Origin of the sequence: Glutamicibacter halophytocola, from assembly GCF_001302565.1 — a bacterium.
Taxonomy (GTDB): domain Bacteria; phylum Actinomycetota; class Actinomycetes; order Actinomycetales; family Micrococcaceae; genus Glutamicibacter; species Glutamicibacter halophytocola.
The window spans coordinates 3,286,865-3,299,724 of record NZ_CP012750.1; the positions used below are offsets into that span (position 1 = coordinate 3,286,865).

At 61.2% G+C, this 12,860-nt stretch carries 14 protein-coding genes; 3 read left to right on the top strand and 11 right to left on the bottom strand.

What is annotated here, in order from left to right:
* Nucleotides 1-81 precede the first annotated feature (81 nt).
* Entirely contained in the window at nucleotides 82-1,074 is a 993-nt protein-coding gene (locus AOZ07_RS15175) for an ABC transporter substrate-binding protein (protein WP_060702748.1), read from the bottom strand.
* 581 nt (nucleotides 1,075-1,655) lie between these two features.
* On the opposite strand from AOZ07_RS15175, the gene AOZ07_RS15180 reads away from it, so the two are divergent.
* Nucleotides 1,656-2,156: a DUF456 domain-containing protein gene (locus tag AOZ07_RS15180; RefSeq protein ID WP_098945519.1), complete on the top strand. Its 501-nt coding sequence runs from the start codon at nucleotides 1,656-1,658 to the stop codon at nucleotides 2,154-2,156.
* Here the strand turns inward: AOZ07_RS15180 and AOZ07_RS15185 are convergent.
* Genes AOZ07_RS15185 through AOZ07_RS15200 form a run of 4 tightly spaced genes read right to left on the bottom strand, consistent with a single transcriptional unit; the run spans nucleotide 2,153 to nucleotide 5,575 of the window.
* Nucleotides 2,153-2,758: a response regulator transcription factor gene (locus AOZ07_RS15185; protein ID WP_060702750.1), complete on the bottom strand. Its 606-nt coding sequence runs from the start codon at nucleotides 2,756-2,758 to the stop codon at nucleotides 2,153-2,155. The genes AOZ07_RS15180 and AOZ07_RS15185 overlap by 4 nt on opposite strands.
* Nucleotides 2,755-3,909: a sensor histidine kinase gene (locus tag AOZ07_RS15190; RefSeq protein WP_060702751.1), complete on the bottom strand. Its 1,155-nt coding sequence runs from the start codon at nucleotides 3,907-3,909 to the stop codon at nucleotides 2,755-2,757. Before AOZ07_RS15190 ends, AOZ07_RS15185 begins: the two co-directional genes overlap by 4 nt.
* Nucleotides 3,906-4,661, bottom strand: a complete 756-nt coding sequence (locus AOZ07_RS15195) for an ABC transporter permease (protein ID WP_060702752.1) — start codon at nucleotides 4,659-4,661, stop codon at nucleotides 3,906-3,908. Before AOZ07_RS15195 ends, AOZ07_RS15190 begins: the two co-directional genes overlap by 4 nt.
* On the bottom strand, nucleotides 4,658-5,575 hold the full coding sequence (locus AOZ07_RS15200; RefSeq protein WP_060702753.1) for an ABC transporter ATP-binding protein: 918 nt from the start codon (nucleotides 5,573-5,575) through the stop codon (nucleotides 4,658-4,660). The genes AOZ07_RS15195 and AOZ07_RS15200 overlap by 4 nt, the downstream gene beginning before the upstream one ends.
* A 316-nt stretch (nucleotides 5,576-5,891) precedes the next feature.
* Here AOZ07_RS15200 and AOZ07_RS15205 point away from each other — a divergent pair, with 316 nt between their 5' ends.
* Nucleotides 5,892-6,593 (top strand): DedA family protein, encoded by a 702-nt coding sequence (locus AOZ07_RS15205; RefSeq protein ID WP_060702754.1) that lies wholly within the window; start codon nucleotides 5,892-5,894, stop codon nucleotides 6,591-6,593.
* A gap of 3 nt (nucleotides 6,594-6,596) precedes the next feature.
* Here the strand turns inward: AOZ07_RS15205 and AOZ07_RS15210 are convergent, their stop codons facing one another.
* The 3 genes from AOZ07_RS15210 to AOZ07_RS15220 form a co-directional block, all read right to left on the bottom strand.
* Entirely contained in the window at nucleotides 6,597-6,953 is a 357-nt protein-coding gene (locus AOZ07_RS15210; RefSeq protein ID WP_084793294.1) for a DUF2695 domain-containing protein, read from the bottom strand.
* A gap of 109 nt (nucleotides 6,954-7,062) precedes the next feature.
* Nucleotides 7,063-8,259, bottom strand: a complete 1,197-nt coding sequence (locus tag AOZ07_RS15215) for a pyridoxal phosphate-dependent aminotransferase (protein WP_060702756.1) — start codon at nucleotides 8,257-8,259, stop codon at nucleotides 7,063-7,065.
* Nucleotides 8,260-8,388: 129 nt separating this feature from the next.
* Nucleotides 8,389-9,513, bottom strand: coding sequence for a YkvI family membrane protein (locus tag AOZ07_RS15220; RefSeq protein ID WP_060702757.1), 1,125 nt, complete (start codon nucleotides 9,511-9,513; stop codon nucleotides 8,389-8,391).
* 248 nt (nucleotides 9,514-9,761) lie between these two features.
* Between AOZ07_RS15220 and AOZ07_RS15225 the strand changes: the two genes are divergently transcribed.
* Nucleotides 9,762-10,019 carry a hypothetical protein gene (locus tag AOZ07_RS15225; RefSeq protein WP_060702758.1) on the top strand — a complete coding sequence of 86 codons (258 nt, stop codon included), beginning with the start codon at nucleotides 9,762-9,764 and terminating at the stop codon, nucleotides 10,017-10,019.
* A gap of 104 nt (nucleotides 10,020-10,123) precedes the next feature.
* Here the strand turns inward: AOZ07_RS15225 and AOZ07_RS15230 are convergent, their stop codons facing one another.
* From AOZ07_RS15230 to AOZ07_RS15240, 3 genes are all read right to left on the bottom strand, one after another.
* Entirely contained in the window at nucleotides 10,124-10,597 is a 474-nt protein-coding gene (locus AOZ07_RS15230) for a carboxymuconolactone decarboxylase family protein (protein WP_060702759.1), read from the bottom strand.
* A 92-nt stretch (nucleotides 10,598-10,689) separates the two neighbouring features.
* Complete coding sequence (gene rlmN, locus AOZ07_RS15235; protein ID WP_236995202.1) at nucleotides 10,690-11,988, bottom strand: dual-specificity RNA methyltransferase RlmN; 1,299 nt, start codon at nucleotides 11,986-11,988, stop codon at nucleotides 10,690-10,692.
* A gap of 111 nt (nucleotides 11,989-12,099) precedes the next feature.
* Nucleotides 12,100-12,696, bottom strand: a complete 597-nt coding sequence (locus AOZ07_RS15240; RefSeq protein ID WP_194943691.1) for a hypothetical protein — start codon at nucleotides 12,694-12,696, stop codon at nucleotides 12,100-12,102.
* Between the last annotated feature and the right edge of the window lie 164 nt (nucleotides 12,697-12,860).

Sequence of the window (12,860 nt, forward strand, 5' to 3'; positions counted from 1 at the left end):
CTCTATGGGTCCGTAATCTGTTGCTAGTTGATGATCCGGCGCACAGTAACCCCGTGCGCCGGATCATGGTGCCCTTGGCGCTTAGTACTTGCGCTCTGGCAAGGCCTTGGCTGCTTCGTCCTGGGTGAAAGCTGCATCCTCAACCACGATGCGCTTCTCCACCGCTTCGCCAGCGACGACCTTTTTGGCGATCTCGGAAAGGTCTTGCCCGAGCAGCGGATTGCATTCAACGATGTAGTTGATCTTGCCGTCTGCCAGGGCCTGCATTCCATCCTTCACCGCGTCAATGGTGACGATCTTGATGTCCTTGCCCGGCTTCTTGCCTGCTGCCTCGATGGCCTCGATGGCGCCCAGTCCCATATCGTCGTTGTGCGCGAAGACCAGGTCGATGTCGTCATGCGAGTTCAAGAACCCCTCCATGACCTGCTTGCCGCCGGCGCGGGTGAAATCGCCGGTCTGGGAATCCATGATCTTGATGTCAGTGCCAGCGATCGCTTTTTCGAAGCCTTCCTTGCGGTCAATGGCAGGAGCGGAACCGGTGGTCCCCTGCAGTTCCACCACCTTCAGCTCTTCATCCTTGAAGTTCTCTGCCACCCAGTCCCCAGCGCGCTTGCCTTCTTCAACAAAGTCAGAACCGATGAATGAGGCATAGAGCGAGTCATCTGCGGTGTCGACCGCGCGGTCGGTGAGCACTACCGGAATGTTGGCGTTTTTGGCTTCCTGAAGCACTGCGTCCCATCCGGTCTCCACTACGGGCGAGAAAGCCAGCACATCTACGCCCTGGGCAATGTACGAGCGGAGCGCCTGGATCTGGTTTTCCTGCTTCTGCTGTGCATCGGAGAAGCTGAGCTTGAAGCCATTGGCTTCGGTGAGGGTGTCCTGGATGTCCTTGGTGTTCGCCGCGCGCCATCCCGATTCGGCGCCAACTTGCGAAAATCCGATGGAGATGGTTTCCGAGCCGCCGCCGGATGCCGCAGATCCGCCAGAGTCCGAGCCTGAGCAGGCGCTCAAAGCCGCCATGGCTGCAACAGAGAGCGCAGCAATTCCTGCGCGTAAAAAGGTCTTTCGCTTCATTGAGATGTCCTTCTCGTGGGTCCCCGCCGACTGTCGAGTGATTGATTCCGAATGCGGGATGCCTGTGTCGGTGCTCACAATGTTAGCGCTAACAATTTAGCCTTGGAAGAGTCTGGGTAAATTTTCTTTTTTTATTACAGAATTGCCACAAACATTCGAACCCTGAAATTTCAGTCCGGCGACTAGGAGTTCTAGAGAAAAAGTTAAAAACCCAATGGGACTATTCGGTCGATTTGCACGTGGGAAAGGTTTTGCGCTCGGCATGCCTGCCCCGGAGAACAAGGGATCCTCTCCTGGCAGCACGCCAACGCAGCCTGCCAGGGCGCCACTGCACGAGGGTGGCGCCGGGCATCAGCTTCGCACGTTCGATTGGCCCTTCCGGCCATGGGACCATGCTCGATGCTGTCACCGTCCTTGGGCAGCATCGAGATGGGCTTGGAGCTTGATCAGCTTGGTCTTCGCAGTACGCCCCTCGTCATTCCAGGCTGCAGCTGCGTAGCTGCCAGGGCCTGCTCGCCGACGCGGGGTGCAGAAGGCGTGCGCTGAAGACCATGCGGTCGTGCCCGTGCCACACTAGGTGGGTGGATACACAGATTATTTACACCATTCTTGCTGGAATCTTGCTCGTGGTTTCGGCCCTGGGAACGATCTTCCCGGTGCTGCCCGGTTCGCTGCTGACCATCGGCACCCTGCTGGCCTGGGGATGGCTGCTCGGCTCCAGCGCCTCCTGGTGGGCCGCCGGCCTGGGCATGGGAATCGCGGTGCTGGGATGGTCCGCCTCGGCCATACTGACCGGCAGGAAGCTCAAGGAGCACCAGGTTCCCAAGGGGTCGATCCTCTTTGCCGCGATCGGGGCCATCGCCGGGGCATTCATCATTCCGGTGCTGGGTCTGTTTATCGGTTTTGCCGTGGGGCTCTTTGCCGGGGAAAGCGTGCGGCGCCGCGAGATCTCCGGTGCTTTCAGCTCTTCCTGGGCTGCATTGAAGGCCATGGGCCTGGGCATCGTGGTGGAATTCGGCTGCGTGCTGCTGGCCTCTTCCATCTGGGTGATCGGCCTGATTGCGCACTTCGCGACTCGCTAGATCCAGCCCATCTCACGGGCGTAGCGCGCCGCCTCGATGCGGTTGGCGGTGCTGGTTTTGCCGATCGCGTTGGACAGATGGTTGCGCACGGTTCCCACCGACAGGTGCACCGCGGAAGCAATCTGCGAGACCGGCGAGCCCGAGGCGGCCAGCGACAGGATCTCGCGTTCGCGCCCGGTCAGCGGGTTGCTGCTCGCCTCCACGCTGAGCATGGCTCGCTGCGGATCCACGACCTTGTCCCCGCAAGAAACCCTGCGGATGGCGGCAACCAGCTCCGCCGGCGGCGAGTCCTTGACCAGAAAGCCATGGGCGCCGGCCTCGAAGGCCTGGCGGAAGTAGCCGGGACGGTCGAAAGTGGTCAGGATCAGCACCTTCACCCCCGGGTGGCTGGCCCTGAGTTCCGCCGCGGTGCGCAGCCCATCTTGCCGCGGCATCTGCACATCCAGCAAGGCGATATCCGCCGGGCGCTCATCAAGGGCCGCGGCAACTTCGTCCCCGTCGGCGCATTGCGCGACAACCTGGATATCTTCTTCGAGGTTCAGCAGGGCGGCCAGCGCACCGCGGACCAGGTGCTGGTCATCGGCGATAAGTACCCGGATCACGCTTTGCTCCCTTTCGTGTCGAAGGCTACCTGCACGCTGGTTCCGCCCAGTCGTGACGCCCCTACGGTGCAGCTGGCGCCGAACTGCCTGGCGCGTTCTTGCATTCCCCGGATGCCATGGCCAGGAGTGCTGGCCTGCAGGCCGTCGCCGTCGTCATCAACGCTGACTTTTCCCGGTTCCAGATGCAGCACGATGCTGCTGGCGTGGGCGTGGCGCAGCACGTTGGTGACCGCTTCGCGCAGGATCCATGCCACGTGCGAACGCAGTTGCATCGGCACCTGCTCGGCGGTGCCTGCCACGCTGAATTCCAGGTTGTTATCGCTGCAGGCCTGCTGCAGCTCGGCCAATTCGACCGCCAGATCCTGGCGGCTGAGCCCCTGCACCGTGGTGCGCACCGAATCCAGCGCGTCCACGGCCAAGGCACTGAGCTGTTCCAGTTCCCTGCGGGCCTGGGCGTATTCCTCCTGGTCCATCAGGCGCAGGGCGAGCTGCGCCTTCAAGTTCAATGCGGTCAGCGAATGCCCGATGCCATCATGCACATCCCTGGCCACCCGTTCCTGTTCGGCCACCAGCAGGTAGTCGCTGCGAATCTTTTCCGCAGCGGTCGAGCGCCGGATGGCGGCCACAGTGATGGCATACACCACCATCAGCACGAGGTTCAGGCCAATCAGGAAGATCGCATCCATGAACTGCCCGAAGATGATCGGCAGCGCGAAGCTGAGCACCAGCACCGCCGCATAGGTGGCGACGGCCCAGGACCGGCCCAGCAAGAAGATCGCGAAAGAGGTAATGAAGGGGAAGAGCCCCATGGTGGTCAGCCCGACGGCCGGGATGCCCACGGCGGTAATCGCGCAGAGGACCAGGAAGCTCGCCTGCGCCCGGCGGGCGCTGGTCCCGCCCTGCCCGATCGTCCACGAGAACTGCGCATAGGACCTCAGGTACACGGCGGCGAACAGGGCGATCAGCGCCAGGCCGATGATCCGGGTGGGCAGCGCATAATCATCCAGAACCAGGTCCAGAACCGGGAAGACCAGGAAAATCACCCAGACCCCGGCAATCAGCCAGCCTCGGCGATCCCAGAATTTCTGGTCATCGTCGAAGCCGCAGGGCAGGTCGGCCGCTGCGCCGGCGCCGGGCTGGCTCTGGCTCACTGGCGAGCCTTGGCCTTCCTGGTGGCCAGAACCGCGAAGAGAACGAAGATGAGTGCCCATGCCACTAGGTTAGCGGTTGGGATCCACAGGGCATCCGGTGCCATGTCCACTCCGGCAGGCATGTCCTTGAGCAATGGGTAGCGGGCCAGTGCGACGTAGCCGTACATCGGGGTGAAGCGTGCCGCGTCGAGCATGCCTCCTTCCAGGGGCATGAAGACGTTGCCGAAGAAGGCGAAGAACACCATCAGCCCCGAGGCCAGCCCCAGGGCTGATTCGGATTTGAACATCATGCCCACCCCAATGCCATAGCAGGCGAAGACCAAGGCGCCTAGCAGGATGATCAGGTAGCTCGCGCCCCAGATCCAGCCTTCTTGGACTTCGGCCCCGGTGGCCGCTCCCAAGGCGAAGACCAATGCCGCCGAAGCGCCAGCGACCGTCGCGGCAACGATCATCTTGCTTCCAACGAACATGGCCGGAGGCATTCTGGTCAAGGCGATTTGCCGGCCCCACCCCTGCATGGTTTCGGTGGCCACGGTGCCGGCGATGGCTACCGTGCTGACCGCCGCTCCGTAGGCAGCCATGGAAATCATCAGATAGAACTTCACGTTTCCAGCGCCCAGAGCGGATTCGGTGTAGCTGGGGATGTTTCCGAACAGGATGTACATTGCCGCGGGCAGCAGCAGGGCGAAGATCAGGTTGTACCCGTCGCGGAAGTGCCGCGCGAATTCCACGCGGATATAGGTGCTCATCATGATGCGTCCTTGGTCAGCTGGATGAAGGCGTCTTCCAGGCTCGGTGAGGAAATTTCCAGGTCGTAGCCCTGGTATTCGGAAAGCAGGGCGGCTGCGAAGCGGTCAGAATCTGCGCTGTGGAAGGACAGGCGCAATCCGTTGCGCTCGGCCACCTGCACCGAGTCGCCAAAAGCCGCGGCCCGGTCGGCGTGTTGTGGCGAGGGGAAGGAAGCGCTGACTGTGCGGCCGGAGATGAGTTTGCGCAGCTCTTCGGTCGCCCCGTCGGCGACAATCCGCCCTTGGCTCATCAATATGGTGCGTTCGGCGAAGTTCTGGGCTTCTTCCAGATAGTGCGTGGCGAAAATGATGGTGCGTCCATCGGTGGCTTCGGCGCGCATCGTGGCCCAGAAGTCCCTGCGTGCCATCACGTCCATGCCGGCCGTTGGCTCATCGAGGATCAGCACATCCGGGTCGGGCAGCAGGGCCAGGGCGAATTTGATGCGCTGCTGCTCGCCTCCGGAGCATTTGCCCACGCGCCGCTTGGCGATCTTGTCCAGGCCTGTGCGTTCCATGACCGGGCCAATGCGATCGGCCTTTTCATGCATGTGGGCGATGACGGACACCGTCTCCTTGACGGTCATGTCGCGCAGGAGCCCACCGGTCTGCAAAACGGCCGAGACCCGGCCAGCGGTGATCGCCTGGCGCGGATCCAGGCCGAGGATTTCCACCGATCCCCCGGTGGGCTGGGTCAGCCCCAGGATCATGTCCACGGTAGTTGTCTTGCCGGCTCCATTGGGTCCCAGAAAGGCCACGATCTGCCCGGCCTGGATCTTCAGGTCGATGCCCTTGACGGCTTCTACCTTGTTGCGCGGCGTCGAGAAAGTCTTCTTCAGACCTCGGAGAGAAACCGCATCGGCTTTAATTAGCGTTTCCATGTTTCATAGTCTTCCCCGTTTGCCAGGTGGGCAGAAGAGCAGATTGTCATGTGTTGCCCATGACCGTTGTCATGGGCGGAAAATAGTTGCCCAGATTCAACCATGCAGTTGATTGCTTCTGGACCGACTGTGACCTTGGCAACTCGCCGCCACGAGATGCCCGATGGCCGCTGTCGCCAATCGGGCGGAAAACCATGATCCATCCGGGTCAACGAACACATTGGAGATTTTCTCCCTTGTGGCCGGGCAATCCAGCAGCGGAGCTTCGGGATACCCCTATGGGAAACTCACAGTGACATCCCGTAGGATTTTTCCTGTGCTAGATCAATCTTCTTTTCTTTCCTTCGTGACGGACTATGCGTCGCCGACCGTGGGAGCGGCCTTCCTGCCAGACTGGCTGAACCCGGCGGTCTTCCTGAATAACCCGGAACTCGGTCCGTGGGTTGTCCTGCTGGTCTGCGCCATCGTCTTCGCCGAGACCGGCTTGCTCGTGGGTTTCTTCCTGCCTGGCGACTCGATGCTCTTCACCGTCGGCATGCTCATCGCCACCGGCACCATCCACGTGCCATTGTGGCTCTTTGCCCTGGCAATCTTCATCTTCGCTTTTGCAGGCGACCAAACCGGCTACATCATCGGCAGGAAGTCCGGCCCGGCCATCTTCAAGAGGCCGGATTCGCGCTTCTTCTCGCAAAAGAATGTCGAACGCGCCCACGAATTCTTCGAGAAGTACGGTGGCCGCGCAGTAATTCTGGCACGTTTTGTTCCCGTCGTCCGCACTTTTGTCCCGGTCATTGCCGGCGTGGCAAAAATGGACCACAAGACCTTCGTCACCTTCAACCTGGTTGGCGCCGCCCTCTGGGGCATCGGCGTCACGTTGCTGGGCTATTGGCTGGGACAGTTCACCTGGATCGAAGAGAACATCGACATCATCTTCATTCTGATCGTTCTGCTCTCAGTGATCCCTATCGGCGTTGAATTGCTCAAGGCCCGCAAGCCACACAAGAAAATCGAAGACTAGTTTCTAAGCACTTCGGCGGCCAAATCGGCCGCCACCCCACTGTACGCCGTGGCGCATCAACCAATTTTCGCAAGGTTGAATAGTGCCGCGGCGTACCCCTTTGCAGACCAAGTCCTCGCCCGCATCGATCAGCCGCATCGCTTCGGTGGTCGCCGGGCGCACCACGTTCAGCAGGACTTCGCAATCGCAATATCCGCCGAGCACCCGCATTTTCTTCTCCAGCGCGCTGGCTCGCGGAGCGCATTCATCGCGATAAAAACTGAGCATCCGCAAGCTTCCATCGCAGGCGGCCTCAGAGGCCACCCGATACAAGTAGCAGGGCAGGCATTCATGAATCACAGGCCTGGGCAACTCGGACATCAGAACTCCCTAACGCAGTAGTGGCGAGGCCGGTTATTCCGCCGTCCTCGCCACTACTATTCAACGCCGAGCGCTTTCCGCAGCACTTTGGGAAGCGAACTGTGGACATCTAGCCCAGGGCCACGCTCCGGCGCAGGAATGCGTCCACCCGCTCCAGGGCTTCGGCCACGCGCTCGTATCCGGCGGCAAAAGACAGCCGGATGAACAGGTCGCCTTCGAAGGGGTCAAAGTCCCCGCCTGGTGTCAGCGCCACATGCGCATTCTTCAAAACCTCCTGGCAGAAGCCGCTGGCCGACCCAAAATGATCCAGCATTCCAGGGGCCAACCGGCCATAAAGGTAGAACGCGCCGTCCGCAGGTGCGGCCTGCTCGATGCCCAGCTTCTCCAGGCTGCCGAGCACCAGTTCCCGGGTGCGGGCGAATTCGCCAACGCGCGCGTTCGCTTCTTCCAGGCTCTGCGGGGTAAAGGCGGCCACCGCGGCGCGCTGGGCAGGAGCCGGGGCGCACAGGGCAAGGTTCGACGCGAGTGCATCCACCGCTGGCAGCAAGTCGTCGGGAACGATCATCCAGCCAAGACGCCATCCGGTCATGCCCCAGTACTTGGAGAAGGAAGAAACCACGATGGAAGTCCGCGAATACTCCCATGAGGTGTGGCCCTTGCGCTGCGGGTCGAACTCGATGCCGTGATAGATCTCGTCGCTGATCAGCCGGACCCCATTGGCCTCGCACCACAAGGCCAGCTCCCGCAGCTCCTCGGCGCTGAACATCGTGCCGGTGGGATTGTTCGGCGAGGCCACCACCAGCCCGTCGAGACGGCCATGCTCCTTCTTGGCTTGTTCCAGATTCTTGATGGTGGGCTGGAAGCGTTGTTCGGCGGTGGTCGGCAAGTCCACCACCGTCAGGCCCAAGGCGCCAAGGATATTGGCATAGGCCGGATAGCCGGGGCGGGCCAAGGCCACCACATCGCCGGCGTCGAAGGCGGCGAGGAAAGAAAGCTGGAAAGCGCCGGAGGATCCGGTGGTCATGACGAAGTTCTTCGCGGGAATCTGCACCGCATAGCTGTCACGGTAATGATCGGCAAGGGCCTGGCGGGTTTCGCTCAGGCCGGCCGTTGAGGTGTAGCCGAAGTCTGCATGCTCGCCGTGCAGCTGTGCTGCCAGCGCATTGACGGCGGCAGGCGCCCCGCCGCCCGGTTCGCCAACGCACAGCGAGATCACGTCGTAGCCGGCCTGGCGCATCTTCGTGACCTGTTCAACGATCTGCATCACTTCAAATGGTGCAACCTTGGCGCGCTGGGATACCTGCACTCTTTGTCCTCACTGGTTACTGGTGCGGTGGGCCCGCACGGCCGGGTGAGGCGCGATTCGACTGATTCGCGCCCCACCCAAGTCCCAGCATCCCATGCTACCCCGGTCCTCCCAGCGGCCGGCTCGCGGTTACAACGGCTGCCGGCGCACCGCGCGCAGGACGGTCTTGGCCAGCATCAAGACCAATAGCAGGATGCCGACATAGCCATTGACCACGTAGACCAGGTTGACCATCTGCGAGAACGGGAGCAGGAGGCCGATGACGGTTCCGGCGACGGCCAGGATGACGGTGAGGTATTTGAAGCCCTGGGTCCGGTCGGCGTAAAACCGCGAGGAGACCGTCCACAGCAGCGGCACGGCGGTGGTGTAGATGCCGGCGAGAATCATCACCGAAATACCAGCGGCCAGGATCGGATTGATGTCGGCGGCCAGCACCAGCATCGGAATTTCTGTGCCGCCCACTCGGGTGATGTTGGCCAGAAGGCCCAAACCGACAATGACGCACGCCAGCGAGAAGACCGTGGCTCCGGTCAGCGCCCCGGCGGTGGCTTCCTTGCGATTGCGCGCGGTCTTGCCCAGGGCGGTCAGGAATGCGGCCAGCCACAGCATGCAGAAGCCAACGTAGGACAGCCCCGACATGAACCAGTTAGTTGATGCCTGGGTCAGATCCAGGGTTGGCAGCAGCGCCTGCCCTTCGGCAATTCCGCTCGGATTGCGCAAGATGCCGATCAGCCCGAGCCCGACGGCAACAACGACGATCAACGGACCGATCTTGCCAATGACATCCACCAGGTTCTTCAAGCCGAACCAGACGCTCAATCCCACCACGATGGCCAGGCCGACGCCGCCAAAGTATTTGGACATTCCATAGTGTTCCTCGAAAACGGCTCCAGCGCCGGCGACCATCACGGTGAAGCTGAGGAAAACAAAGAGGACGGAGAAATAGTCGAAGAAGGTGCCCAGGTATTTGCCGCAGTAGTAGTGGAAGATCCTTGACGGCTTCTCGAACTTCTTTGCCTGGCCGACTATGAAGAATTCAACGGCGACGTAGCTCATGAGCAGCAAGACCAGCAGGCCGGTACCGAAAATTCCGGCATAGCCGTAGGAGGTGAAGTACTGCAGAATCTCCTGTCCCGTGGCGAATCCGGAGCCGATGAGAAAGGCGATAATCGCCCCGGCGTAGGTTGCTACGCGCACCAGCCTTCCCTTTTTGGATGTTGCTTCTGGAACCTGCGTTGATGAAGTGCTGGGCATTCAATTCCCCCGTGATGGCGCAAAGCGATGAAGTGATATATCAATATGACATCAAAGGTATGCGGGGGAAGCAGTCGCGTCAAGGGATTTCTGGAAAGTCGCCGTGGAGTTCTTGCACTTGTAACACGCCTGAGAACTCCGGAACATGTTCCGCCGCGCCATGCTTGTTGATCGCTAGGCGACCGGGGAGACTGTAACAAGAGATTCCATGCTGCCCGGGCAGCGATCGGCTGAAAGCAGGAGAAGCATTGAACGAGCAAAAAGTATTCCATGCCGTCGTTGGCAAAGAGGGCGGCTGGTGGAACATCTGGGTTCCTGAATTGGACCAGGTCACCTGCACCCGGAAGTCCCGCAAGATCGCCGGCTACACCCGCACGCTCATCGCGGCGATCCTCGGCATCCCGGAGTCTTCCTTCCGCGTGGAACGCGAATTGGTGAGCGCGGCCGAATTCGAGCGCCGCTATACCGCGGCAGTTCGGAGCACCGATGCGCAGGAAAAACTGTAGTCCTCGCGAAAAGCGAGCAGCAGCGGAACCCGCAGTACACGACAATCGCTGGTGGCCAGCAGCTCGAAGCTGCGTTGTCCTGAACGCCTTGTGCTGCCCGGGTATCAGGACAGCTCGCGTTCCTTCACCGGGTGGCGCGAGAGAATTGAAATCCTGTTGAAGGCGTTCATGGCAACAGCGATCCACTGGATCGCCGAAACCTGCTCATCGGTCAGGACCAGGCGGGCAGAAGCCACTGCGGCAATGCGCTCTTCGGGCTTTGGCAGATCCGTGGCGGCCTCGGCAATGGCCAGCGCCGCGCATTCCTCTTCGCTGAACAAGCCGCCGCATTCATCCCAGGTGCGCAAGAGGTTGATGCGCTGCAGGCTCTCGCCAGCAGCCAACGCCTTGCGGGCATGCAGGTCCAGGCAATAGGCGCAGCCATTGATCTGTGAAACACGCAGGTTCACCAGCTCTGCGATGCGGTCGCTGACACCTGCGGCGCGGTAGGACTTGGCCACTTCGTTGGAGAACTTTCCAATCGAGTTCCACAGCTCTGGGTTGGTCTTATCAAGAAATAACGGGTCTGAAACGGCCATGATTGAACCTTACCCCGCGCAGCCCATCTCGCGATTCGAGCTACCCGGTTAAAGCACCGCGGAGACCAGAAAACTGGTCTCCGCGAATAATGCTATTTGTCGCCGTCGGCGGCCAGCTGGCCGCAAGCGCCGTCGATTTCCTTGCCGCGGGTATCACGCAAGGTGGTCGGCACGCCCAGCTCGTCGAGGCGGCGAACGAACTTGGAGGTGATATCCGGTTCGCTTCGGGTCCAGATGGAACCCGGAACCGGGTTCAGCGGAATCGGGTTCACATGCACCCAGCCGCGGCCGCGGGCATTGAGCTTCTTGGCCAGCATTTCTGCGCGCCATTCGTGATCGTTCATGTCCTTGATCAGCGCGTACTCGATGGAAACGCGGCGACCGGTCTTCACATAGTAGTCGAACGCGGCATCCAGCGCCTCATCGACCTTCCAGCGGGAGTTGACCGGGATCAGCTCATCGCGCAACTCGTCATCCGGCGCGTGCAGGGACAACGCGAAGGTCACCGGGACGTTCTCATCAGCAAGCTTGCGGATGGCCGGAACCAGCCCCACGGTGGACACGGTGATGCCGCGGGCGCTCATGCCCAGGCCTTCGGGAGCTTCGGCGACCATGCGGTGCACGGCGTTCATGACGCGCTTGTAGTTGGCCAGCGGCTCGCCCATGCCCATGAACACGATGTTGCCAACGCGCTCGTCCGGGTGCTTCTTGCCGCCCAGTCCGCCTTCGGCGATCACGCGGTTGGCCTGGACGATCTGGTCCAGGATTTCCGCGGTGGACATGTTGCGGGTCAGCCCGGCCTGGCCGGTGGCGCAGAATGGGCAGTTCATGCCGCAGCCGCACTGCGAGGAGATGCACAGGGTGATGCGGTTCGGGTAGCGCATCAGCACGGATTCGACCAGCGAGCCGTCGAAGAGGCGCCAGAGGAACTTGATGGTCTTGCCATCATCGGTCTCCAGGCGCTTGACCTCGGTGAGCAGCTTCGGGAACATGGCCTGGACCAGTTCCTCGCGGCGATCCTTGGGAAGGTCGCTCATCTTCTCGGGGTCGGTGGTGTAGTGCTGGAAGTAGTGCACCGAAAGCTGCTTGGCGCGGAATGCCGGCAAGCCCAAGGCCTTCAGCTCAGCCTGGCGCTCGGCCAGGGTGAGGTCGGCGAGGTGCGTGGGCGGCTGGGAGACCCGGCGCTTGGTCGAGAACTGCAGTTCCGGGCGGCCATCGGCGCCCATCTCCTGCTTCCAGCCTTCTGCGGTGGGAATCACCTGCGAACGGCCTTCGGCATTGGCGCGGGATTTGGAAATGCGCAGCTGCTGGGCACGCTGAGCAGCGGCCTGCTCGGTACGCAGTGCCTTGCGCTCAACGGCGGTCAGTGTGGTGGAGTCGCTGGAAGTCATTACTACCTATTGTTTCACGTATCCGGGCAGTATTGGCGGTGAGTTTGGGCACGCGATAATGGTGCTGCACCGCCAGCTTAGCGCCAGTGCAGCACCACAGGATTCGAGCTGCTAGAACTTGCAGAATTGTTTCACCTGGTCAATCTTTCCCACACCGCCGGCCAGGTCCAGTTCGCCCACTTGGCCACTGGTGACCACGGCAGGACGTTCCTTATCAGTGCGAACACACTCTTCTTGCCGATCCTTGGTAGTCACCACGTCGCCGGTGGCATCCATGGTGACATTCAGCTCTCGCGCTTGCCCCCAGATCGGCTCGCCTGTCTCTGATTCTCCTTCATAGACGCGAACTGTGGCATCAATCGTGGCCTGCGAGAGTTTCTTATCGACGCTCACTTCCGCATCGTAGGCATACATGCCGACGATCCCCACTTCTTCACACCCGCTATCAGGATCCCATGACGGCAGTTGTCCCTCAGGGCAGTTGAAGCTCACCACCGCGACGTCGCTGAAGCCGTTCGTGTTCCCCGAAAAGCCGATCAGGTGCGAGGTTCCAGCAAACCCCTCCAATTCTCCCACCTGGGCAATCTCGGCTGTGACCCAGGTGGCAGTGCTCTTTTCGGGCGGTGCGGCAGTGGCTGGTGCGAATGCGGTCACTGCCAGCGCTGCGGCACCGGTGGCGGACAGAATTCCGCGAAATTTCATTGACATGCTGATTCCCTTCTCGCTTCGCGTGCGCCGTTGCATGCGAATGTAGGCTCAGCCAGTTTGTTCCCAGCAAGCCATTAATGCAATAGATGGATATAACAGTTACGGTTCTGATACCAGCGACTGATAATGGGCCCGATTTCCACTCTTCTGGATCAGGGGAAGTC